Raw genomic sequence first — 23,023 nt, forward strand, 5'->3', positions numbered from 1 at the left:
CACGCGCGCCCGGGGGCGATGTCACCTGGAATTGCTGGTGGAGCCACCGGGCGTCCACCGGAGCGACGGCTCCGTGCCCGTGGCGGGCGAAAGGATCGGGGGCCCGCGCAGTGTCCCCGTCGTCCCCCTACGGAAGAGGGCCCTTCGCCATGGCCTACCCGCCCCCGCACCCGCCCTCGCGCCGCAGACCGCGCTGGCCGCTCCTGGCGGCGGCCGCCGCCGTCGCCCTGATCGTCCTCGGCGCCGGAGCCCTGTGGGCCCTCGGCCGAGCGGACGGCTCCCTGCGACAGGTCCAGGGCGTGGTCGGCTCCGAGAAGGTGCCCTTCTTCGAGGACGAGCGCGTCGTCGCGCGTCTGGCCGAACTCGGCTACGAGGTCACCGTGCGCCCGCGCGGCTCGCGCGCCATCGCCGAGGCGATAGAGGAGGGCGAGGACTTCGGCTCCCCGGGCAGCACGCCCTCCAGCGAGCACTTCAAGCAGGTGAACGGGATCGAGGAGGAGTACCGGCCCTTCACCACGCCCATGGTGCTGCTCAGCTACGAGCCCATCGCCCAGGCCCTGGCGGAGGCGGGTGTGGCCGGCCTGGAGTCCGACGGCACGTGGTCGTTCGACATGCAGGCCTACCTCGACCTCACCGAGGAGCGCACCCGCTGGCGCGACCTGCCCGGTGACTCGGTGAGCGCCAGCAACCGCAACGAGCTGCTCATCCGCACCACCGACCCCCGCACGTCCAACTCCGCGGCCATGCACCTGGTGGTGCTCTCCTACCTGCTCAACGACGAGGAGATCGTCCAGGGCACGTCCGTCGACGACGACCTGGCCGCGACGCTCTCCCGGCTCTTCCTGGCGCAGGGCCAGCCGCCGGACTCCTCCCAGCAGCCCTTCGAGCACTACCGGGACCTCGGGCCCGGCCACACCCCGCTGGTGTGGGCCTACGAGTTCCAGTACATCGCCGCGGCCGTGCACGGTCCCGCGCTCCCGGACGACGCCGTGGTCATGTACCCCTCCCCCACGGTGTTCTCCACGCACACCGTCCTACCCCTCACCGAGGAGGGCTCCGAGGTCGGCCGGCTCCTCACCGAGGACGAGGAGTTGCAGACGCTCGCCGCCGACTACGGCTTCCGCACCGAGGACACGGCGCACTTCCACGAGCTGGTCGGCGAGCACGCGCTGCCCGTCCGCGAGCAGGTCGACGACGTCGTGCACGAACCGGCCTACCAGACCGTGGAGGCCCTCATCGGGCGGATCGAGCAGGAGTACAGCGACAGCGGGCAGCCCGAGCCCGCCGCCGACGCACAGCCGGGGCCCGGCGGACCGGGCGGCCCCCTCAACGACCGGAGGAACTGATGACCGGCAACCGACGGCTGCGCGCGGTCGCGGCGGCCACCGCCGCGGCGGGCCTGCTCCTGAGCGGCTGCACGCCCGGCGAGGGCGGCGGGGCCGACACCACCCTGCGGATCCTGGCGGGCAGCGAGGTGGCCGACCTCGAACCGCTGCTGGAGGAGGTCACCGAGCGCACCGGCGTGGCCGTGGAGATGGAGTACGTCGGCACCCTCGACGGCATGGCCAGGGTGGCCGCCGGGGAGACCGAGGACGTCGACGCGATCTGGTTCGGCTCCAACCGCTACCTCGGGTTGCTCCTGGAGGACGGCCAGCAGGTGCTGGCGGAGGAGAACCCCGTCATGCTCTCCCCGGTCGTGGTGGGCGTGGCCGAGTCCACCGCCCAGGCGCGCGGATGGACCGACGGCGCCGAGGTGACCTGGGCCGACATCGCCCAGGCGGTGGCCGAGAACGAGTTCCGCTACGGCATGACCAACCCGGGCGCCTCGAACTCGGGCTTCTCCGCGCTCATCGGGGTCGCCTCCGCGCTCGCCGACACCGGCACGGCCCTGGAGGTCGAGGACGTGGAGGAGGTCGCCCCGGAGCTGGAGGAGTTCTTCGCCGGCCACGCGATCACCTCCGGCTCCTCCGGCTGGCTCTCGGACCGGTACGCGGACCTGGCCGCGGAGGGCGACGCGGTGCCGGGACTGATCAACTACGAGTCCGTGCTGCTGTCGCTGAACGAGTCCGGCGCCCTGCCCGAGCCGCTGCACATCGTGCGCCCGGCCGACGGCGTCGTCACCTCCGACTACCCCCTGACCCTGCTCGCCGACCCCTCGGACGAGGCGGCCGACGCCTACGAGCGGCTCGTGGCCGACCTGGCCTCGGAGGACACCCAGCGCCAGATCACCGAGCAGACCTGGCGCCGTCCCGCGACCCCGGGTGTGGAGCCCGCCGGGGACGCTCCCGACCTGGTCGAGCTGCCGTTCCCCACCCACCAGGACGTGGTCGACGAGCTGGTGGGGCGCTACTTCGCGGAGCTGCGCCGGCCCACCCGGACCGTGTTCGTGCTCGACGTGTCGGGCTCCATGGAGGGCGAGCGGATCGAGTCGCTGCGCACCTCGTTGGGCGCGCTGACCGGGGTGGACGACCAGTCGCTGGCGGCCCTGTCGCAGTCCTTCCACGAGCGCGACGAGGTGACGCTGCTGCCCTTCAGCGACGAGCCGGCGGAGCCGACCACGTTCCTCCTGGGCGACGAGGAGTCCGCCGTGCGCGACGACCTCTCGGAGCGCATCGGCGGCCTGACGGCCGACGGCGGCACCGCGGGCTACGACGCCCTGGCCGACGCCTACGAGTTCCTGGACGCGGAGGAGGGGGCCGAAGAGTTCTTCACCTCCGTCGTGCTGATGACCGACGGCGAGGTCAACGAGGGGATGGAGTACCCCGACTTCCGTGACTTCCACGGGGATCTGACCGAACCGGTGGCGGGAGTGCCGACGTTCACCGTGCTGTTCGGCGAGTCCGACGCGCCGGAGATGACCGAGCTCGCCGAGCTGACCGGCGGCCGGGTCTTCGACGCCCGCGAGCAGAGCCTGGACACGGTCTTCCGGGAGATCCGCGGCTACCAGTGAGCCCGGCCGTGGGCGGGAACGCCCTTCCCGCCCACAGCCCGGCGCCGGGTGCGCAACGTTCATCCGGAGTTGGCGGCGGGGACGGGCCTCCTTCTCCCCGGTCGCGGCGACGCGGACATGCTGCGCGGTGTATAGGGGGTTGGAACGGCTTCGCTTGTTCTACCCCATGACCAAGAACAGGTTCGTTGGTGTGTTCGACCATGAAGCTGGTCGTGCAAGTCAAGCTGCTTCCCGACGCCGCTCAGGAGGCGGCGCTGTGGGAGTCGTTGAAGCTGTGCAACACCGCGGCCAACCACGCCTCGCGCCGGGCGTTCGAGACCGGTGTGAAGGCCAAGGCTGCGTTGCAGCGGCCGGTCTATCACGAGGTCAAGGCGATGGGCCTGTCCGCGCAGCCCGCGATCCACTGCGTGCGTAAGGTCGCCGGGGCCTACGCCACGCTGAAGGCCAATCTCAAGGCCGGCGACTACGGCGACGAGGGCTCGAAACGGCGTACCCGGGTGGAGGCTGCGCCGGTGCGGTTCCGCAAGGACGCCGCGCAGCCATTTGACGATCGGTGTCTGTCCTGGCGGTTGGACGCGCGCACTGTGTCGATCTGGACCGTTCAGGGCCGAAGGAAGGGCATCGCCTTCGTGTGCTCACCTGAGCAGGCGAAGATGCTCTCCGAGTATCGGCAGGGCGAGTCCGACCTGGTCCGGCGCGGCAACTTCTTCTACCTGTACGCGACCTGCGAGGTTCCCGAGGCCGAGGAGTACACGCCCCAGGGTTTTGTTGGGGTTGACCTCGGTATCGCGAACATCGCCACCACCTCGGACGGGACCGGTGGTCCACGTCGACCCCGCCTACACCTCCCAGGCGTGTTCGGAGTGCGACCACATTGCCAAGAAGAACCGGCCCGACCAGGCCACCTTCAGATGCACGTCGTGCGGCTTCGCTGAGCACGCCGACGTCAACGCGGCCCGCAACGTCTCCTCGCGGGGCGAGGCGGTCTGGGCAGTGAGTCACGCTGCCGACGACGCGGCCTGACACGCACCACCCAGGTGCGCTGGTCGGAGCTGCGAGCTCGGTCTTTCAGGATCGAGAAGTTGACATTCACCCGCTGGGAGGACATCGCCGCCGCCTTCGAGCCCGCGCTCACCGTGGGCACCGACGGCCGGCACCCACGGGACTGACCGACCGACCCTTTCGGGTCCAGACTTCGCGGAGTCGAGAACGTCGGCGCCACCCCCTGATGGTGCGGCCGAGTGGCAGGGGCCTACCTTCTTGGGCATGGATCATCAAGGGGAGTTTCGTCGCGCGGCGCTCGAATCGGGCATTCCGGACGACGAGATCGGCAGGTTCAGCGAACACCTTCGTGTGTCGATCGGGTTGTTCGGCGGTGGCGGTGGCTCTCCGGTCGGGCAGGTCGGTGGATCGCCCCGGCTGCCGGTGGGCATGGAGTGGCCGTCCGCCGGGGACATTCCCCTGCCGTTGTTCCTTTCCGTCGACTGCGGGGCGCTGCCGAGGATCGACGGCTTCGACCTGCCGACGGACGGGACGCTGCTGTTCTTCGTGGACCAGGAGAGGGACCATGAGGACGATTCCGGGAGGTACGCGCGAGTCGTGTACGTACCGGACGGTACTGGGACCGCGGTCGCGCAGGCCCCCGGCTCCGTGACCGTCCGCGAGCCTGACGACCTCTACTTCGAACTCAGAGCCGAACTGCCCCTGTGGCTCCAGGAGGGCGACGAGGACTGGCACGAGTACTGGGAGGATCTCGACTGGGAGGACATGTCGCCCTTCCAGCAGCGGTTGGCCCGGTACATGGAGCGTGACCTGCCGCACCTGGCCGAACTCCGGGCTCTGGCCTACGATCTCTGGTCGTCCGACGCCTTCGTCGTCATCGGCGGGTACGCCGATGACGAGGTGGTCAACGGCATCGCGGAGCAGACCCTCGCGGGACGCGAGAAGGCGGGCGAGATCCCCGCCATCCCGATCGCGCAGTGGTATTCCCACCTGGAGGAGGAGAAGCACCGACTGACGAGCGAATGGGTATCGCTCGCCAGGGAACTGCCGGCGTACGAAGTCTTCTGTACGGGTTTCGTCATCCGCCACGACGACCTGGCCGCCGCTCGGGTGGACCAGGCGCTGGCCGTGACCGCTTTCGAGGCGCCGTGACCAGCCGCCGGGCCGGGCCCCGGCGGGGGTGTCCCCCGCCGGAGCGCGGTCACGGCGACGGCGGCCGCTCCGGTCCGGCCGGCTCCGCGTCCGGCGAGGGCGCGGGCGCGGGCGCGGCGGACGCCGGGGGGCGGGCCGCCGAGACACGGCGCTTGTTGTAGATGTCGAAGGCCACCGCCAGCAGCAGCACCAGGCCCTTGATGAGCTGCTGCCAGTCCACGCCCAGGCCGATCAGCGACATGCCGTTGTTGAGCACGCCCATGACCAGCGCACCGATGACGGCGCCGATGACCGTCCCCACGCCTCCGCCGGCGGAGGCGCCGCCGATGAAGGCGGCCGCGATCGCGTCGAGCTCGAACATGGTCCCCGCGCCCGGGGTCGCCGCGTTCAGGCGCGCGGTGAACACGAGCCCGGCCAGCGCCGAGAGCACGCCCATGTTGACGAACACCCAGAACGTGGTGCGCTGCGTGCCGATGCCCGACAGCGCCGCGGCCTGTTCGCTGCCGCCGACCGCGTACACGCGCCGCCCCATGGTCGTGGAGCGCATCACGAACGAGTACGCGGCGATGAGCAGCACCAGCAGCACGCCCACGATGGGCAGCCCCTGGTACTGGGCCAGGACGTGGGCGAAGGCCATGATCACCACGGCGGTGGCGACCGAGGAGGCGACGGTCACCCCGACCGGGGGGGTCGGCAGGCCGTACCTGATCGCGCTGGCGCGGCCGCTCCACTGGATCCACACGATCGCCGCGGCGCCGAGCGCGCCCAGCAGGAGCGTCACGAGGTGGAGGCCGAGCGCCTCCGGTCCCGACAGGTATCCGGTGGCGATCCGGCGCAGGTCCGCCGGCAGTGGGGAGATGGACTCCCCGCCCAGCACGGCCAGGGTCGCGCCGCGGAAGACGAGCATGCCCGCGAGCGTGACGATGAACGCGGGCACCCGCACGTAGGCGATCCAGAACCCCTGCCAGGCGCCGATCAGCGCGCCCAGCAGCAGCGCCAGCGGCACCACGACGAGGGTGGGCAGCCCCCAGGAGGTGAGCATGACCGCCGACACCGCGCCGGTGAAGGCCACGACCGAGCCCACCGACAGGTCGATGTGCCCGGTGATGATCACCAGCATCATCCCGATCGCCAGGATCAGGATGTAGGAGTTCTGCATGATCAGGTTGGTGACGTTGAGCGGGGTGAGGAGCAGCCCTCCGGTGAGGATCTGGAACAGCACGATGATCGCCACCAGGGCGATCGCCATGCCGTACTGGCGGGCGTTGCCGCGCAGCAGGTCCGCGCCGAGGCGGGTCAGGCGGGACGTCCTTGTCGGTCGGTTCACGGGTGGCCCCCGGTTCGCGTCATCAGTCTCATCAGGGTCTCCTGGTCGGCCCCCTCGCCGGGGACCTCACCGGTGATGCGTCCCTCGCACATCGTGTAGATCCGGTCGCTCATGCCGAGGATCTCGGGGAGCTCGGAGGAGATCAGCAGTACGCTCGCGCCCTCGGCGGCGAGCCGGCGCACGATCAGGTAGATCTCGTACTTGGCGCCCACGTCGATGCCCCGGGTCGGCTCGTCCAGGATGAGCAGGTCGGGCTCGGTGAACATCCACTTGCCGAGGACGACCTTCTGCTGGTTGCCGCCGCTGAGCGTGCGGACCCGCTGGGTCGTGCCGTGGCTGCGGACCCGCATCCGCTCGCTCATCCGCGCGGCCTCGACCGCCTCGCGGCCCGGGTCGATGATCCCGTGGGAGGAGACCCGCCCCAGTGCCGCCAGGGTGGTGTTGTGTCGGATGTCGTCGTCCAGCACCAGGCCGAGGGTCTTGCGGTCCTCGGGGACGTAGGCGACGCCGCCCCGGATGGCCGCGGCCGTGCTGGAGGTGTCCAGCTCGGCGCCGTCCTTGTACAGGCGTCCGCGTACGTAGCGCCCGTAGGAGCGGCCGAAGAGGCTCATCGCGAACTCGGTGCGGCCCGCGCCCATGAGCCCCGCCATGCCCACGACCTCGCCCGCGCGCACGTCCAGGTCGATCCCGTCGACCACGCGCCGCCCCGGCTGGGTGGGGTGGTCGACGGTCCAGTCCCGGACCTCGAAGCGCACGGGGCCGATGTCGCCGATCCGTTCGGGGTGCCGGTGGTCCAGGTCGCGGCCGACCATGCCGCGGATGATGCGGTCCTCGTCCACCGAGGGGGTGCCGTCGGCGTCGCGCTCCACGGACATGGTCTCGATGGCGCGCCCGTCGCGCAGCACGGTGATCTCGTCGGACACGCTGACGACCTCGCCGAGCTTGTGCGAGATGAGGATGCACGCCACGCCCTCGTCCCGCAGGTCCAGCAGCAGGTCGAGCAGCCGGGCGCTCTCCACCTCGTTGAGCGCAGAGGTGGGCTCGTCCAGGATGAGCAGGCGCACCCGCTTGGCCAGGGCCTTGGCGATCTCCACGAGCTGGCGGGCGCCCACGCTCAGCGCCGAGACGGGTGTGGCCGGGTTCTCGTCCAGCCCGACCCTGTTCAGCAGCTCCCGGGCGCGGGCGTGGGTGGCGCCCCAGTCGACGATGCCGAAGCGGGACCGCTCGTGCCCGAGGAAGACGTTCTCACTGATCGACAGCTGCGGGATGAGCGCCAGTTCCTGGTGGATGATCGCGATCCCGGCGCGCTCGCTGTCTGCGACGCCGGAGAACGTGCAGGGCTCACCGTCGACGAACACCTCGCCGGTGTAGGAGCCGGTGGGGTGCACACCGCTGAGGACCTTCATCAGGGTGGACTTGCCGGCGCCGTTCTCGCCCATGAGCGCGTGGACACGGCCGTGGCCCACGCTCAGCGACACCCCGTCCAGGGCGCGTACTCCGGGGAACTCCTTGCGGATGTCGCGCATCCGCAGGAGTGGCCCGCCGTGGCCGGCGGACCACTCGTGCGCGGTACTCATTCGAGGTCGGACTCCTCGTAGTAGCCGCTCTCGACCAGGACCTCGTGGTAGTTGTCGATGTCCACGTCGACGGGTTCGAGCAGGAAGGCGGGGACCACCTTGACGTCGTTGTCGTAGGTCTCGGTGTCGTTGACCGGGACCTCCTCGTCCGCCAGCACGGCCTCGGCCATGTCGACGGTCTGGGTCGCCAGGGCGCGGGTGTCCTTGAAGATCGTCTGGGTCTGCTCGCCGGCGATGATCGACTTGACCGAGGACACGTCGGCGTCCTGTCCGGTGATCACGGGCAGGGGCCGCTCCTCACTGCCGTAGCCGACCGCGCGCAGGGACTCGATGACGCCCAGGCTGATGCCGTCGAAGGGCGAGAGCACCGCGTGCACGTCATCGTCGGAGTAGTTGGCGCTGAGCAGGTTGTCCATGCGGGCCTGGGCGAGGGCGCCGTCCCAGCGCTGGGTGGAGATCTGCTCCATGGAGGTCTGGCCGCTGCGCACCTCCAGGGTGCCGTCGTCGATGTAGGGCTGGAGCACCGACATCGCGCCGTCGTTGAAGAAGTAGGCGTTGTTGTCGTCGGGCGACCCGCCGAACAGCTCGATGTTGAACGGGCCCTCCTCGTTCTCCAGGTCGAGGGAGTCGACGATGTACTGGCCCTGGAGGACGCCGACCTCGAAGTTGTCGAAGGTGGCGTAGTAGTCGACGTGCTCGGTGCCCATGATCAGGCGGTCGTAGGCGATCACCGGGATGTCGGAGGCGTCGGCCATGTCCAGGACGTCGCCGAGCGCCTCGCCGTCGACGGCCGCGATGACGAGGATGTCGGCGCCCCGGGTGATCATGTTCTCGATCTGGGAGACCTGGTCCTCCACGACGTCCTCGGCGTACTGCAGGTCGGTTCCGAAGCCGCGTTCCTCGAACTCGGCGACCATGTTGGCGCCATCGTTGATCCACCGCTCGGAGGACTGGGTGGGCATGGAGATGCCGACGGTGCCCGCCTCCCCCTGGGGTTGGGCGGCGTCGCCGACGCCGCCGCAGGCGGTGAGCATCAGGGCCGCGCCGGTGAGTGCGGCGGTCACGGCTCCTGCTCGGGCGTGTGTGCGCATGTGGGACCTCACTTGTTCGCGTGGGTGGGACGGGAGGGGGTCACCGGGCCTGGTCGGACAGGGTGACGACGGTCCACGAGACGGGCGGCAGGGTCACGGTGAGGCGTCCCCCGTCCAGCCGGGCCGACTTGTTGGGCTGGGGCACGACCCGGTCGGGGTCGTCCATGGTGTTGGCGGCGTAGGCGTCGTCGTCGGCGAGGGTGAGCGCCTCGGTCACCTCGGCCGGGGTGAGGCCGCGCAGGTCCACGGTGAGGGCGACCTGCTGGTCGACGGAGCGGTTGACGACGAACACGGCGGTGCGGCCGGTCTCCTCGTCGTGGGTGACGGCGGAGTCCACGACCTGGACCTCGCCGTACTTGGCGGTGTCCTGGACGGGGGCGTCGAGGTCGGCGCGCAGCACGTGGCCGGCGGCGGAGGCCGCGGTGAGGGCGAAGGGGTGGAAGATGGTCTGCCGCCAGGCGGGGCCGCCGGGCTCGGTCATGATCGGGGCGATGACGTTGGCGAGCTGGGCCTGGCTGGCGGCGGTGACGCGGTCGCTGTGGCGGAGCAGGCTGATGAGCATGTTACCGACCACGACGGCGTCGGCGACGTTGTACTGGTCCTCGATGACGCGGGGCGCCACCTGCCAGTCGTCGGTGGGCTGGACCTCGGCGAGCGCCTGGTGGCGGCTGAGGTACCACACGTTCCACTCGTCGAAGGAGAGCTGGATGCGCTTGCGGTCGCGCAGCTTGGCGCCGACGGCGTCGGCCGTGGAGACCACCGACTCGATGAAGTGGTCCATGTCGGTGACGGCCCCGAGGAAGCTGGCGAGGTCGCCGTCGTGCTCCTCGTAGTAGGCGTGCAGCGAGATGTACTCGACGGCGTCGTAGGTCTCCTCCAGAACGGTGGCCTCCCACGCGCCGAAGGTGGGCATGGTCGACCCGGAGCTGCCGCACACGACCAGTTCGAGGTCGCGGTCGGCCATCTTCATGGCGCGGGCGACCTGGGCGGCCTTGCGCCCGTAGGAGCGCGCGTCCAGGTGGCCGATCTGCCAGGGCCCGTCCATCTCGTTACCCAGGCACCACATGCGGATGTCGTACGGGTCGGAGTGGCCGTTGGCCGCGCGCAGGTCGGACAGGTGGGTGCCGCCGGGGTGGTTGGCGTACTCCAGCAGGTCGAGGGCCTCCTGGAGGCCACGGGTGCCCAGGTTGACCGCCATCATCGGCTCGATGCCCTGGCGGCGGCACCAGGTCATGAACTCGTCGAGACCGAACTGGTTGGTCTCCAGGCTGTGCCAGGCCAGGTCGCGGCGGACCGGGCGCTGGTCCTTGGGTCCGATGCCGTCCTCCCAGCGGTAGCCGGAGACGAAGTTGCCGCCGGGGTAGCGCACGGTCGTCACCCCGAGTTCGCGCACCAGGGCGGCGACGTCCTGGCGCAGGCCGTCGGCGTCGGCGGTGGGGTGTCCGGGCTCGTAGATGCCGGTGTAGACGCAGCGCCCCATGTGCTCGACGAAGGAACCGAACGTGCGGCGGTGGACCGGGGCCACGGGGGTCGCGGCGTCGACGCTCAGGGAGGCGTTGATCATGAGGTCTCCAAAGAGGAAGGGTCTGCGGCCGGAGGCCGTCCGTTGAGGGTGGTGGTGGGCGACGGGTGGGCAAGTGCTGCGGCCGAAGGCCGTCGGTTGAGGGTGGTGGCGGGGGTCGGGGGGCCGGCCCGGTGGGGCCGGACCCGTGGTGGTGTCGGGCCGTCAGCCGGCGGCGGCCCGGTCGTGTCCGAGGGTGCCGGGCCGCACGGAGGGCCAGCCGTCGGCCGACCAGTGCAGGCGGCGCAGGGCCATCCGGAAGTCGAAGTCCGGCCCCAGGTCGGTGTCGTAGTAGGTGTAGGCGAGCACGTCGCCGGAGACGGACTGGCCGCCCGAACCGGTGATGGTGCCCTCGTCGGCGACGATCACGGTGCCCCCGCCCTCCAGCATGGGGACTCCGTCGGCGTCCAGGTAGGGGCCGGTGGGCTCGGTGGCCCGGCCGACGGCGATCTTGTAGTCGCTGTCGACCCGGCAGCAGTGGTCGAAGGAGACGAACAGGTAGTAGTAGCCGTCGCGCTCGACGATGTAGGGGGCCTCGATCGCGTTGGGCGGCTCCTGGCGGTCGGCCAGGTGCACGGTCTCGGCGCCCGGGAGGACGCCGCCGGTGGCCGGGTCGAGTTCGACCATGTGGATGCCGGTCCAGAAGGAGCCGAAGGTCATCCAGCGGCGGCCCTCGGCGTCGTCGACGATGCCGGGGTCGATCGCGTTGTAGGGATCTCCGTCGAAGGACTCGAACACCTCGCCCTGGTCGGTCCAGGCGTAGTCCGGGTCCTCGGGGTCGAGGGTGGCGTTGGTGGCCAGGCCGATGAGCGAGCGGTTCGAGCCGAACGTCGAGGCGGAGTAGTACAGGTAGTACGTGCCGTCGGCGTGGAAGATCTCCGGTGCCCAGAGGGTCTCCACGCCGGGGATCTCCTCGGCGATCCAGGCGGGCTTGGTGTCGAAGACGGTGTCGGTGAAGGTCCAGTGGCGGCCGTTGGGCGAGCTGCGGATCTGGATGTTGCCGTCGCCGATCTCGGCGTTGCCGGTGCCGAAGACGTACCAGTCCTCACCGCCTCCGCCCCGGAGCAGGCCCGGGTCGTGGACCCGCAGACCGCCGGCGAACGGGTGGATGTCGTCGGGCTGGTAGCCCTGGACCGGCAGTCCCGGGTTGTTGGGCGGCACGTCCCAGTCGTCCCGCGCCGCGGCGGCCGGGACGGCCAGGGTGGCGGTCAGGGCCGTGGCGGCCAGGACCGCCGCGGCCGAGGTCAGCGTGCGTCTCATGGAGGTCTCCTGAGGGGGTTCGACGTGCACGGGTCAGCCCTTGATGCCCGCTCCGGCCACACCGGTGACGATGTGCCTCTGGAAGAGCAGGAACACGACGAGCAGGGGGATGGCGCCGAGCACGGCGGAGGCCATCACCTGCGCGTACTGGATGCCGTACTGGCCGACGGCGGTGCCCAGTCCCACGGGCAGGGTCATCATCTCCGGGTCGTTGGTCACGATGAACGGCCACAGGAAGTTGTTCCAGGCGCCGATGAAGGTGAAGATACCGACCGCGGTGAGGATGGGCCGGGACAACGGGAGGATGACGCTCCACAGCACGCGCACCGGTCCGGCGCCGTCCAGGCGGGCGGCGTCCTCGTAGTCGCGCGGGATGGCGTCGAAGAACCGCTTGAGGATGAACACGAACACCGGGGCGACCACCTGGGGCAGCGCGATGCCCCAGTAGGTGTCGACCAGGCCCAGCTGGGTCATGAGCACGAACTGCGGGACGATCAGGGTCTGCGGCGGGATGAGGATGCCGCCGATGATGAGGGCGAACAGCGCGGGCCGGCCGCGGAAGTCGAACCGGGAGAACCCGTAGGCGGCCAGGACGCAGATCACCAGGGTGAGCACGGTGACGATCACCGTGGTGATGAACGAGTTCATGGTCCAGCGCAGGACGTCCCCGCGGGCGAGGACCGAGGCGTAGGCCTCGAGGGTGGCGTTCTCCGACAGCCACGTGGGCGGCATGACCGTGGTCTCGCCCTCGGGCTTGACGGAGGTGGCGAAGGCCCACAGCAGCGGGACGAGCCAGACGAGTGCGGCCAGGGCGGCGACGGTGTACAGCGCCACGGCGCCGACCGACCACCGGCGACGGCGCGGGACCGTGGGCCGGGGGGTCGTCGCGGGGCCCTGGGCGGTGCGTGCGACGGGGGGTGTGGAGGTGGCCATCGTCAGCCCTCCTTCCGGGAGAAGAGTCGGAACTGGGCGACGGAGGCGATGATGATCAGGACCATGAAGACGTAGGCCATCGACGAGGCCAGCCCGATGCGCAGCCCGACGAAGCCGGAGTCGTAGATGTACTGGATCACGGTGCGGGTGGCGAAGTTGGGGCCGCCGCTGGTCATGAGGTAGATCTGCTCGAACACGCGCAGCGAGCCGATCAGCTGCAGGACGGTGATGAGCGCGGTGGTGCGGGTCAGCATCGGCAGGGTGATCCGGCCGATGCGCTGCCAGACCCCGGCGCCGTCGATCGCGGCGGCCTCGTAGACGTCCTTGGGGATGGACTGCATGGCGGCCAGGTAGAGCAGGTAGTTGAACCCGACCTGCCACCACGCCGTGGCGATCACCACGGAGAACATCGCGGTGTCCTCGGAGAAGAGCCACTCGGGGCCCTCGATCCCGAAGCGTCCGAGCGTGCCGTTGAACAGGCCCAGGCTGGGGTTGTACATCCAGCCCCAGATGAGCGTCATCACCGTGACCGGCAGGACGAAGGGCGCGAAGAACGACAGTCGCAGGAACCAGCCGAGGCGGCGCGCGTGGTCGGTGAGCAGGGCCATGCCGAGCGCCAACAGCACCATGAGGGGCACGCTCAGGATCGTGAACCACAGCGTGTTCCACAGCGAGTCGTACATGTCCGAGTCGGTCAGGCTCTCGGACCAGTTGTCCAGGCCGATGAAGGAGACGTCGCCGCCGGCCAGGCTGCGGTCGGTGAAGGTGTAGCCGAATCCGACGATGGCGGGCCACAGCAGGAAGACGGCGTAGAAGGCCAGGAAGGGCAGGACGAACCACAGGCCGGTCCAGGAGGACGGGCGGCGGCGGACGTCGACGAGGCCGCGCGGGGCGGCCGTGGCGGATCCGGGCGCGGTGCGGGGCGCGGGAGCTTGGGTGTTCTGGGTCATGATGGGGCTCCCTACACCGGCGACGGAACGGACATGAGGTCACGGATGGTGGCCTTGAGCTGGTCGAGCGACTGCTCCGGGGTCTGGGTGCCCTGGTGGAGGGTGGTCAGGGCACCGGCCGCCTCCTCCTGGAGCCGACCGGCCGATCCGCTGAACCAGGCCTCGGGCTCGAACTGGACGTTCTCCGCGGCCTCGCGGTACTCGGACTGGGGGTGCAGCGCGTCGTACTCGGCGCTCTCCACGACCGGCTGGTAGGCGGGGATGTGTCCGCCGCCGGCCCAGGTCAGGCTGTTGTGCAGCATCCACGCGGCGTACTCCGTGGCGGCCCGGGTGCGTTCGGGGTCGCGGACGCGCTGGTGCGGGAAGACGTAGCAGTGGGAGTCACCGCGCGTGCGGTGGTTGCCGAACACGGCGGGGAACTGGGTGGCGGAGAACTCGATCCCGGTGGCCTCCAGGGTGGGGATCTCCCAGTTGCCGTGGATCATCAGCCCGGCGTGGCCGTTCGACAGGTTCGCGGCGGTGTCGGCGTCCCTGGAGTGGCGCGGGGCCAGCCCCTCCTCGGAGAGGCGGTACATGACGTCCATGGCGGCCAGGGCCTTGTCGTCGTCCATCTCGAAGTCGTCCTCGCCGAAGACGATGTCGCCGTCCTGCTGGCGGTAGAGCGCCCAGAAGTTGGACCAGGGGTTCCAGGTGTCCATGGAGAGGCCGTACTCGCCGGTCACACCCTGGATCTCGCGGAGCAGGTCGAAGTAGTCGTCCACTCCGGAGACCTCGACGAGGCGGTCGTCGGCGTCGAGCACGCCCGCCTGCCTGCACACGTCGAGGTTGATGTACTGGATCAGCACGTGGGTGTCGATGGGGATGGCGTACAGCTCCCCCTCGAAGAAGCACTTCTCCCAGATGTTGGGCAGGACGACGGTGTCGTCGATGCCGAACTCCGCGAGCAGGGCGGGGTCGATCGGGTCCAGCAGACGGCCGGGGGCCAGGCTCTCCAGCCGCGAGACGTGCACGGTGGCGATGTCGGCGCCCCGCCCGCCCGCGGCGCCCATGGCGACCTTGGTGTAGAAGGGCGCGCCCCAGGTGAAGGTGGTGGCGCGGAAGTCGACCTCGGGATGCTCGGCCTGGTAGGCGTCGTGCATCTCGACCATCCGGTTGCCGTCACCGCCCGCGAACAGGTTCCACTGCCGAAGCCGGGTCCTGCCGGTGAGGAGGGTGTCGGGCGGGGCACAGCCCGCCGCCGCCAGGCCCGCGGTGGCCAGGGCGCCGGTGACGAAGGCCCGGCGGCCCGGCCCGGCTGGGGCCGGGGGTGGCGCGTGTGTCGCTCGTGATGTTCTGCGCATGGTGTCTCCTTGCGCCGGGGGGCCGGAGGGCCCGGGTGGCCGGGCCCTCCGTGGTTGGGGGGTGACGGGTGCGCCCCCGGGTGGGGCGCCTCTTGGTGTGGTCAGACCTGGACGTACTCGATGTCGGCCAGCTCGCACAGGACGCGCCAGTCCTCGGCCCGGGCGCCGGAGTTCATGACCATGTGGTGGGTGCCGCCGGCCCGGAGCCAGGCGTCCATGCAGGCACGGACGCCCGTGGCGGGCCGGAACTGGCCGTAGGGCATCTCCAGGTCGGGCAGCTCGGGTGCGTCGACCACCTCGCCCTCGGCCACGACCAGTCGGAAGCGCTCACCGCCGAGCGCCACCAGCGACGCCAGCGTGGCCGGGCCCGGCTGGTACCGGAAGACGATGGTGGGCGGGTCGTCCAGGCCGCCGATGCCCAGCGGGCGCTTGATCAGGCGGATCGGTTCGTCGTCGCGGGCCACCTTCCAGTTGCCCTCCCCCATGTGACTCATGAGGATGGAGTCGGTGGGGAAGTCCATCGCGTACATCTCGGTGAAGTGGCCGTCCCCGGCCAGCTGGTGCCCGGCGTAGACCACCGAGGCCGCCAGCACGTCGCCCTCGCCCGCGAAACCGTAGCCCTTGGCCATGAGGGTGGAGGCGGCGGCCATGGGCAGGCGGGCGAAGCGGCCGTCCTCGCCGATGGCGTCGAAGTGCGTGGAGTAGGCGCCGCAGCCGGTGGCCTCCAGCAGCCGCTCGATGCCCAGCTGCATGCGCGCGTGGTCCTCGCGCTCCTCCTTGGACAGGCGCTCGTCGACCGCGAAGGCGCCGTCCTCCCACTCCATGAGCTCGGTGACGGCCTCGGAGGGCAGTTCGGCCATGGTCCGGTGCAGGGTGCCCGGGGCGATGATCTCGATCTCGGGTCCGAGCTTGCGCAGGAAGGCGGTCTCGTCCACGCGGGCGTCGCCCATGCCGTTCATGGGGTAGCCGAACACGCCGACCTTGAGCGAGCGCAGCGCCGTGACGGTGCGGGCGGCGCGCGCCCAGCGGTCCACGCGGGCGTTGAACTCGGCTCCGCCCCACTCCCCCGTGATGACCTCGAAGGGCAGGCCCGCGCGCACCATGGCGTTGGCGGTGTCCTGGGCGCCGTGGATGCCCTGGTTGTAGGTCATGTCGGCCATGTCCCAGGAGGGGCTGACCGCCGGGTCGGGCTGGATGTTGGCCAGCGCGACCGGCAGCCGCATCTGGCTGAACAGCCGGGTCACGCGCAGGGAGGGGCCGTAGGTGAGCATGACGACCAGGACGCCGTCGAGGCCGGCGGCCTCGAACTCGCGCACGGCCCGCTCGGCGTCGGCGCGGCCGCGCACGGGCGGGCTGACCGTCCACTCCGCGGTCTCCGACAGCGAGGCCGCGACCTGGGCGGCGTACTCGGCCTGGCGCTCGGTGATGCCGGGGATCATGTCGTCGTAGAGGGGCTGCATGATGCCGAGCAGGCCGATGCGGGGCGGCCGGTTCTGGATGGGTTCGTGGGCCGAGGGTGTCGGCTGGGGGTGGGGCACGGAGGTGTCCTTACTGGCCGTAGACGTTCTGGTAGCGGTCGTAGAGGGCGTCGATGTGTTCCTGGGGCAGGCGCTCGACGGGCCCGTTCTCGCGGGCGAGGTGGACGGTGCGGGCCACGTCCTCGCACATGACGGCCGCCTTGACGGCCGCGCGGGCGGTGTCTCCGACGGTGAACACGCCGTGGCCGCGCATGAGCACGGCCGGGGAGCGCTGTCCCTCGAGGGTGGCGACCAGGCCCTTGCCGATGTCGTCGCCGCCGATGAGGGCGAACGGGCCGACCGGGATGTCGCCGCCGAACTCGTCGGCCATCGCGGTGATGGCGCACGGGACGGGTTCGCCGCGGGCGGCCCACGCCGTGGCGTAGGGGCTGTGGGTGTGCACGACACCGCCGACGTCGGGGCGGGCCCGGTAGACGTAGGCGTGCGCAGCGGTGTCGCTGGAGGGCTTGTGCCGGCCCTCGACGACGGCGCCGTCGAGGTCGCACACCACCATGTCCTCGGGCGTGAGGTCCTCGTAGGACACTCCGCTGGGCTTGATCACCATCAGGTCGGCGTCGGGGACGCGGGCGGAGATGTTCCCGCTGGTCCAGGTCACCAGGTTCCAGCGCAGGAGTTCGGCGTGCAGGGCGCACACCTGCTCGCGCAGGGCGTCGGCGGTCATCGTGTTCCCTTCCGGGCGGCGTTGCGGAGGGCGCGCAGGCGGTGCAGGCTCTCGCTCCCGCCGCGGCCGAAGTGGTCGTGCAGTTCGGTGTAGAGGGCGTAGAGGTCGTCGTAGGCGGCGGCGCGCGCGGGGTCGGGGTCGACGGTGTCCTCGCGGACGCCGCCCATGGCCGCGGAGGCCGCGTGGATGTCGGGGTGGGCCCCGGCCGCGACCGCCGCGTGGATGGCGGCGCCCACGGCACAGCTCTGTTCGGAGGCCACGAGCCGGATCGGCCGGTCGAGCACGTCGGCGTAGACCTGGAGGACGAAGGGGTTGCGGACCATGCCGCCGCCGACGGTGAAGTCGTCGACGGGGACCCCTGCGGACTCGAAGGCCTCGACGATGGTGCGGGTGCCGAAGGCGGTGGCCTCGATCAGCGCCCGGTAGACCTCCTCGGGGCGGGTGGCCAGGGTGAGGCCGACCAGGACCCCGGACAGGTCGTGGTCGACCAGGACCGAGCGGTTGCCGCTGTGCCAGTCCAGGGCGACCAGGCCGTGGGCGCCGACGGGCTCCCCGGCGGCCATCGCCGAGAGCAGGTCGTGGACGGACAGTCCGCGTTCGCGCGCCAGCTCGTGGTACTCCGGGGGGACGTAGGAGTCGGCGAACCAGGCGAAGATGTCGCCGACGCCGCTCTGTCCGGCCTCATAGCCCCACATGCCGGGGGCGATGCCGCCGAGCGCGAGCCCGCACATGCCGGGCACCTCGGCCAGCACGTCGGAGTTCATGACATGGCAGGTGCTCGTTCCCATGATGGCGAGCATCCGGCCGGTGCCGGTGGTCTGGGCGGTGGCGGCGGTGACGTGGGCGTCGACGTTGCCGACGGCCACCGGCACGCCCTCGGGGATCCCGGTCCAGGCGGAGGCGCGGGCGGTGACGCGGCCCGCGCGCTCGCCGAGTTGGGAGAGGGGGTGGGCGAGCTTGTCCTCGGCGAAGGAGGCGAAGGCGGGGTCGAGGGCGCCCAGGAAGTCCTTGCCGGGCCAGGCCCCGTCCTGGTGGATGCCCTTGTACCCGGCGGTGCAGACGTTGCGGGTCTCCTGGCCGCACAGTTCCCACACGATCCAGTCGGCGGCCTCGATCCACCGGTCGGTGCGGTCGTAGACCTCGGGGTCCTCCCGCAGGACCTGCAGGCCCTTGGCGAACTGCCATTCGGAGGAGATGCGGCCGCCGTAGCGGGGCAGCCACTTCTCGCCGCGGGCGGCGGCCAGGGCGTTGATGTCGTCGGCCTCGCGCTGGGCGGCGTGGTGCTTCCACAGCTTGGGCCAGGCGTGCGGGCGGTCGGCCAGGCCCGGCAGCTCGTTGAGCGGGGTGCCCTCGCGGGTGACGGGCATGACGGTGCAGGCGGTGAAGTCGGTGCCGATGCCGATGATGTCGGCCGGGTCGACGCCGGCGGCGGCGATGGCCTCGGGGACGGCGGTGCGCAGGACCTGCCGGTAGTCCTCGGGGGACTGCAGCGCGGTCTCGGGCGCGAGGGGGTCGGTGCCGCCGGGCAGGGTGCGGGAGATGACGCCGTGCTCGTACTCGTGGACGGCGGTGCCCAGTTCGGCCCCGTCGGCCACGCGGACGACGACAGCGCGGCCGGAGAGGGTGCCGAAGTCCACCCCGATGGCCACGGCGTCGGGGCCACCGGTTCTGTGAGCGTTAACATTCTGGGCCACGCGTGTGCCCTCCTCGGGGGTGTGTGCGGATGTCGTGGTCGTTGCGGGCGGTCGTTGCGGGAGCGGGGTCAGTGGTGCGGCCGGAGGCCGTCCGTTGAGGGTGGTAGCCCCTCCTCTTCGCGAAGCGCCTCAGGGGCGATGGTGGGCGACGGGTGGGCGGTGCGGCCCCGCGGACGGGGCGGGCCCGCTGCTCTGGCGCACCCGCAGCCGTGCGGGCACGATGAGCCGCAGGGCCGGATCGGGCTCGGGAGCGGACGCGGAGTCGGAGTCAGGTTCGGTGTCGGTGTCGGCGGGCTCGGCGCCGCGCCGCTCCCCCGCGCCCAGCTCGTCGAGCAGCGCGCGCAGGCTCATCCGGCCGAGCTGGGCGAAGTCCTGGGCGACGGTGGTCAGGGGCGGAGCGAGGAACTCGGCCTCGGGGACGTCGTCGAACCCCACGACGCTGATGTCGTCCGGGACCCGGAGCCCGGCCTCGGCCAGGGCCCGCAGGAGGCCGATCGCCATCTGGTCGTTGGCCACGAACACCGCGGTGACCGGTTCCCCGTCGGCACGCCGCCGGACCAGGCTCCGGCCCTTCTCGTAACCGGAGCGGGGGCTCCAGTCGCCGACGAGCGGCTCGGGGGCGGTGGTCCCGGCCTCGGCCAGGGCGCGGCGCCAGCCGGCCACCCGGGACTCGGCCTCCAGCCACTCCGGGTCGCCCGAGATGTGGTGGACGGTGCGGTGCCCCAGGTCGAGGAGGTGGCGGACGGCGTCGTGGGCGCCCTGGACCTGGTCGACGCACACGACCGGCAGCCCCGACCCCTCGCCGCCCTCGACCGCCACCAGGGGGCGCGGCCCGGGCATCGCGGCCAGGACCTCCACCAGCGCCCGCTGCGGGGCGATGGCGATGCAGCCCTCGACGGACTGCTGGATGAGGTAGTCCACGGCCTCGGCGACGCCGGCGGGACTGACGTCGTCCAGGCTGACGATGCTCAGGAAGTACCCCGCCTCGCGGGCGGCCCGCTCGATGCCGGCCAGGGTCTGGGCCGGACCGAACAGCGTGGTGTCGAAGGCGATGACCCCCAGGACGTTGGTCCGGCGGGTGACCAGGGCGCGCGCGGTCGAGTTGCGGTGGTAGCCGAGCTCGTCGATGGCCCGCTGGACGCGGATCGTCGTCTCCGCCCGCACGTTCGGGTGGCCGTTGACGACCCGGGACACGGTCTGGTGCGAGACGCCGGCCAGGCGGGCGACGTCGGCCATGACGGGGCTGCGGCCACTCTGCGGGGTCACCTGGACGGCACCTCCTCGTAACACTCGGGAAAGTTCTGTGACGCAGCCAACATTGTTAGCGTTAACAGGAACGGCGTCAAGACTTCCGAGGAGAAAACTCCCGAATCGGGTCAGCCCAGCAGGCGGGAGTGGAGCACGGTGGCGGAGGTGTCGGAGAGCGAGGCGACCTGGTCCACGACCGCCCGGAGGGCGGAGGCGTCGTCCTCGGCGGCGGCGAAGGCCTCGGCGAACTGGGGGTCCAGCTCGCCCGGGGCGCCCTTCCAGAGCGCCTCCACCAGTTCGGTGACCGTCCGGCGCTCCTCGACCTGGTAGGCCAGGGCCTCGGCGCGCGACATCACGAAGTGGGCGGCGACCGCCTTGAGCAGCGCGCACTCCAGCAGGGCCCGGCGCGGAACGATGAGGTCGGCGCCGTAGCGGGTGAGGCGGCCGGGCCCGTAGGCCGCGCGCGTGGCGCCCTCGGCGGCCCGGCAGAAGCGGCCGATGAGCTCGCTGGTGAGGTTCTTCAGCGCGGCGAGCGAGGCCAGGTCCCCGGTGAACTCGGCCGGCCACACGGGCGCGGCCAGCAGCTCGGTGAAGACCTCGTCCAGCTCCGCGGGGTCGGCGTCGCAGTAGGAGTCGGCGGCCACCCGCACGACCTCGGCGCGCTCGACGGGGCTGCGCAGGGCGGCCATGCGCACGAGCCCGGCGTGCAGGGCGTCCTCGACGTCGTGGACGGAGTAGGCCACGTCGTCGGACCAGTCCATGACCTGGGCCTCGAAGCAGGTCCGGCCCGCAGGCGCGCCCTCGCGCAGCCAGTCGAAGACCTCGGTGTCGTCGGGGTAGCAGTTGAACTTGCGGGTGTCGCCGCCCTCGCCCCGGCGCCAGGGGTACTTGACCGTGGCGTCGAGGGTGGCGCGCGTGAGGTTGAGCCCGGCGCTGCGCCCGTCGGGGTCGATGACCTTGCCCTCCAGGCGCACGAGCAGGCGCAGGCTCTGGGCGTTGCCCTCGAACCCCCCGCAGGCGGCCGCGGCCTCGTCCAGCGCCCGCTCGCCGTTGTGCCCGAACGGGGGATGGCCGAGGTCGTGCGACAGGCACGCGGCCTCGACCAGGTCGGGATCGCAGCCCAGCACCTGGCCGAGCTCGCGCCCGATCTGCGCGCACTCCAGGGAGTGGGTGAGCCGGGTGCGCGGAAAGTCGCTCACACCGGGCTGGACGACCTGGGTCTTGGCGGCCAGACGACGCAGCGCCGAGCTGTGCAGGACCCGGGCGCGGTCGCGTTCGAAGGGGCCGCGGGCGCGGTTCTTGCGCCGTTCCCGGGCCATGCGCTCGGTGTCCCGGGCCTGGTAGCCGAGGACGCGTCCTTCGTCGCCGGAACCGCTCGTCATCACTGCGAGCCTACTTCCCGCCGGTGACGGAACCGAACGCCGGGTCAGGCGGCGTTCACGCGGATGTCGCTGCTGTCGTTGAAGATCCAGTAGTACCAGAGGGACGTGGTCTCACGGGTGATGTACCACAGCTGGGTGCGGCGCTCGATGACGGCCGGACCCGAGCGCGCGGGCGAGGCGCCCGCCTCGATGCCGAAGTCGTCCGCCATCTGCTTGGAGCGCAGGCTGTGCCAGGGGTCGGAGACCAGGATCGCGGTCTCCCAGCCGTTGGCGGCGAAGACCTCCGAGACGGCGGCGATGCTCTGCAGGGTGTCGCTGCCCTCCTCGACCGCGACGACGGAGTCGGCGGGCACGCCCACCTCGACCAGCCAGTTGCGGCCCGAGGCGGCCTCGGTGAAGTTGTCGTCCGGCAGTTTGCCGCCGACGGTGACGATGACCGGGGCCACGCCTTCGAGGTAGAGCTCCTGGGCCTGGCGCAGCCGGGCCTCGAAGACCGGCGAGGGGACGCCGTTGTACTGGCTGGCCCCCAGCACGATGATGGCGTCGGAGGGGGTGCGGTCGTCCTGGCGGGCGGTGTACCACACCCAGCCCCACGTCGCCGGGGGCACGGCCAGGACGGCCAACAGCAGCAGGGTGACGATCCAGCGCAGCCGGATCCGGCGGCGCGGGCGCCGGCGCCGGGGCTGCCGGGGACGGCGACGGGCGGCGCGCTCGGGTTCGGGTTCGGGTTCCACGCCGGGTCCGGGTCGGAAGCCGTCGTCGGCTCCGAAGTCGTCATCGGGCCCGAAGTCGGAGTCGGGGCCGGAGTCGCTCTGGGCTCCGGGCCGGGGTCCGGTGTGCGGCGCGCGCCCGCGGGGCGGGGGGCGGTCGCGGACGAAGCGGCGGGTGAAGGACGTCTCCGCGCCCTCGCCGGCGCCCTGGGCGCCGCCGGCCGCATCGCCGCCGGCCGCATCGTGTCCGGCCGGCCGCTCCGGCCGGGAGGGGAACTCCTCGCGGAAGAACGCACGGGTCGTGCCGGCCGCGGGGTCGCGCTCGAAGGACATGGTGCTCCCCGCGCCGGGTTCCGAAGCGGGCTCGGCACCGAGGCCGGAGCCGCCGGCTCCGGCCACCTCGGGCTCGCGCGCGAGGGTGCGTGTGGCGTCGTCTCCGTCCGCGGTCGCGGCCGGGGCGTACTCGCTCCGCGAGAAGACCCGGGTGGCCTCGTCATCGATGGAGGCACCGGCCGGGGCCTCCCACGGCTCTTCGCCGTGACCGTCGCCTGCCACTCGCACCGGCTCACCTCCGCACAATTCGCTGACTGGAGTACTCACCCCTACTGGGACGGCTTCCGACCACCGCTGGTTCTCGGCAGGCCGAC

General features: G+C 71.5%; 17 protein-coding genes and 1 pseudogene. 4 read left to right on the plus strand and 14 right to left on the minus strand.

Translation table 11 applies throughout. The annotated features are described in order from the left end of the window. Positions 1-149 precede the first annotated feature (149 nt). The 4 genes and pseudogenes from DFP74_RS28800 (at position 150) to DFP74_RS28815 (ending at position 5,104) form a co-directional block, all read left to right on the plus strand. Positions 150-1,346, plus strand: a complete 1,197-nt coding sequence (locus DFP74_RS28800) for a hypothetical protein (RefSeq protein ID WP_233571201.1) — start codon at positions 150-152, stop codon at positions 1,344-1,346. Continuing rightward, entirely contained in the window at positions 1,346-2,950 is a 1,605-nt protein-coding gene (locus DFP74_RS28805; RefSeq protein WP_121186542.1) for a VWA domain-containing protein, read from the plus strand. Before DFP74_RS28800 ends, DFP74_RS28805 begins: the two co-directional genes overlap by 1 nt. Positions 2,951-3,150: 200 nt before the next feature. Then, positions 3,151-3,973 (plus strand): annotated as a pseudogene (locus DFP74_RS28810) (zinc ribbon domain-containing protein). A 243-nt stretch (positions 3,974-4,216) separates the two neighbouring features. Then, positions 4,217-5,104, plus strand: a complete 888-nt coding sequence (locus DFP74_RS28815) for a DUF1963 domain-containing protein (protein WP_121186544.1) — start codon at positions 4,217-4,219, stop codon at positions 5,102-5,104. A 49-nt stretch (positions 5,105-5,153) separates the two neighbouring features. Here the strand turns inward: DFP74_RS28815 and mmsB are convergent, their stop codons facing one another. From mmsB to DFP74_RS28885, 14 genes are all read right to left on the minus strand, one after another. Further along, the gene (gene mmsB / locus DFP74_RS28820) at positions 5,154-6,431 is read right to left on the minus strand and encodes a multiple monosaccharide ABC transporter permease (RefSeq protein ID WP_121186546.1); all 1,278 of its coding nucleotides are present in this window, start codon (positions 6,429-6,431) and stop codon (positions 5,154-5,156) included. Beyond that, a complete protein-coding gene (locus DFP74_RS28825; protein ID WP_121186548.1) occupies positions 6,428-8,008 on the minus strand; it encodes a sugar ABC transporter ATP-binding protein in 1,581 nt (526 codons plus the stop codon). Before DFP74_RS28825 ends, mmsB begins: the two co-directional genes overlap by 4 nt. Next, complete coding sequence (gene chvE, locus DFP74_RS28830; protein ID WP_121186550.1) at positions 8,005-9,099, minus strand: multiple monosaccharide ABC transporter substrate-binding protein; 1,095 nt, start codon at positions 9,097-9,099, stop codon at positions 8,005-8,007. The genes DFP74_RS28825 and chvE overlap by 4 nt, the downstream gene beginning before the upstream one ends. Positions 9,100-9,139: 40 nt before the next feature. Further along, positions 9,140-10,663: an alpha-N-arabinofuranosidase gene (locus DFP74_RS28835; RefSeq protein ID WP_121186552.1), complete on the minus strand. Its 1,524-nt coding sequence runs from the start codon at positions 10,661-10,663 to the stop codon at positions 9,140-9,142. 162 nt (positions 10,664-10,825) lie between these two features. After that, positions 10,826-11,920 (minus strand): arabinan endo-1,5-alpha-L-arabinosidase, encoded by a 1,095-nt coding sequence (locus DFP74_RS28840; protein WP_121186554.1) that lies wholly within the window; start codon positions 11,918-11,920, stop codon positions 10,826-10,828. 33 nt (positions 11,921-11,953) lie between these two features. Continuing rightward, on the minus strand, positions 11,954-12,853 hold the full coding sequence (locus DFP74_RS28845) for a carbohydrate ABC transporter permease (RefSeq protein WP_121186556.1): 900 nt from the start codon (positions 12,851-12,853) through the stop codon (positions 11,954-11,956). 2 nt (positions 12,854-12,855) lie between these two features. Continuing rightward, entirely contained in the window at positions 12,856-13,803 is a 948-nt protein-coding gene (locus tag DFP74_RS28850) for a carbohydrate ABC transporter permease (RefSeq protein ID WP_121186558.1), read from the minus strand. 11 nt (positions 13,804-13,814) lie between these two features. Continuing rightward, a complete protein-coding gene (locus DFP74_RS28855) occupies positions 13,815-15,143 on the minus strand; it encodes an extracellular solute-binding protein (protein WP_121186560.1) in 1,329 nt (442 codons plus the stop codon). Positions 15,144-15,244: 101 nt separating this feature from the next. Beyond that, complete coding sequence (locus tag DFP74_RS28860) at positions 15,245-16,603, minus strand: L-fucose/L-arabinose isomerase family protein (RefSeq protein WP_233571403.1); 1,359 nt, start codon at positions 16,601-16,603, stop codon at positions 15,245-15,247. A gap of 88 nt (positions 16,604-16,691) precedes the next feature. Continuing rightward, positions 16,692-17,342 (minus strand): L-ribulose-5-phosphate 4-epimerase, encoded by a 651-nt coding sequence (locus DFP74_RS28865; protein ID WP_121186562.1) that lies wholly within the window; start codon positions 17,340-17,342, stop codon positions 16,692-16,694. Next, positions 17,339-18,991, minus strand: a complete 1,653-nt coding sequence (gene araB / locus DFP74_RS28870; RefSeq protein ID WP_121186564.1) for a ribulokinase — start codon at positions 18,989-18,991, stop codon at positions 17,339-17,341. Before araB ends, DFP74_RS28865 begins: the two co-directional genes overlap by 4 nt. A gap of 174 nt (positions 18,992-19,165) precedes the next feature. After that, entirely contained in the window at positions 19,166-20,272 is a 1,107-nt protein-coding gene (locus DFP74_RS28875; RefSeq protein WP_121188594.1) for a LacI family DNA-binding transcriptional regulator, read from the minus strand. Between the two features lie 140 nt (positions 20,273-20,412). Beyond that, a complete protein-coding gene (locus tag DFP74_RS28880; RefSeq protein ID WP_121186566.1) occupies positions 20,413-21,666 on the minus strand; it encodes a deoxyguanosinetriphosphate triphosphohydrolase in 1,254 nt (417 codons plus the stop codon). A 44-nt stretch (positions 21,667-21,710) separates the two neighbouring features. Next, entirely contained in the window at positions 21,711-22,937 is a 1,227-nt protein-coding gene (locus DFP74_RS28885) for a YdcF family protein (protein WP_121186568.1), read from the minus strand. Between the last annotated feature and the right edge of the window lie 86 nt (positions 22,938-23,023).

Source organism: Nocardiopsis sp. Huas11 (assembly GCF_003634495.1).
Classification (GTDB): Bacteria; Actinomycetota; Actinomycetes; order Streptosporangiales; family Streptosporangiaceae; genus Nocardiopsis.

Bases quoted from the DNA above. Each gene is read 5' to 3' on its own strand.
- DFP74_RS28815 (WP_121186544.1), top strand. From the start codon at position 4,217: ATGGATCATCAAGGGGAGTTTCGTCGCGCGGCGCTCGAATCGGGCATT.
- DFP74_RS28875 (WP_121188594.1), bottom strand. From the start codon at position 20,272: ATGGCCGACGTCGCCCGCCTGGCCGGCGTCTCGCACCAGACCGTGTCC.
- DFP74_RS28805 (WP_121186542.1), top strand. From the start codon at position 1,346: ATGACCGGCAACCGACGGCTGCGCGCGGTCGCGGCGGCCACCGCCGCG.
- DFP74_RS28825 (WP_121186548.1), bottom strand. From the start codon at position 8,008: ATGAGTACCGCGCACGAGTGGTCCGCCGGCCACGGCGGGCCACTCCTG.
- DFP74_RS28860 (WP_233571403.1), bottom strand. From the start codon at position 16,603: ATGCAGCCCCTCTACGACGACATGATCCCCGGCATCACCGAGCGCCAG.
- DFP74_RS28880 (WP_121186566.1), bottom strand. From the start codon at position 21,666: ATGACGAGCGGTTCCGGCGACGAAGGACGCGTCCTCGGCTACCAGGCC.
- DFP74_RS28840 (WP_121186554.1), bottom strand. From the start codon at position 11,920: ATGAGACGCACGCTGACCTCGGCCGCGGCGGTCCTGGCCGCCACGGCC.
- DFP74_RS28865 (WP_121186562.1), bottom strand. From the start codon at position 17,342: ATGACCGCCGACGCCCTGCGCGAGCAGGTGTGCGCCCTGCACGCCGAA.
- DFP74_RS28850 (WP_121186558.1), bottom strand. From the start codon at position 13,803: ATGACCCAGAACACCCAAGCTCCCGCGCCCCGCACCGCGCCCGGATCC.
- DFP74_RS28855 (WP_121186560.1), bottom strand. From the start codon at position 15,143: ATGCGCAGAACATCACGAGCGACACACGCGCCACCCCCGGCCCCAGCC.
- DFP74_RS28800 (WP_233571201.1), top strand. From the start codon at position 150: ATGGCCTACCCGCCCCCGCACCCGCCCTCGCGCCGCAGACCGCGCTGG.
- DFP74_RS28845 (WP_121186556.1), bottom strand. From the start codon at position 12,853: ATGGCCACCTCCACACCCCCCGTCGCACGCACCGCCCAGGGCCCCGCG.
- chvE (WP_121186550.1), bottom strand. From the start codon at position 9,099: ATGCGCACACACGCCCGAGCAGGAGCCGTGACCGCCGCACTCACCGGC.
- DFP74_RS28835 (WP_121186552.1), bottom strand. From the start codon at position 10,663: ATGATCAACGCCTCCCTGAGCGTCGACGCCGCGACCCCCGTGGCCCCG.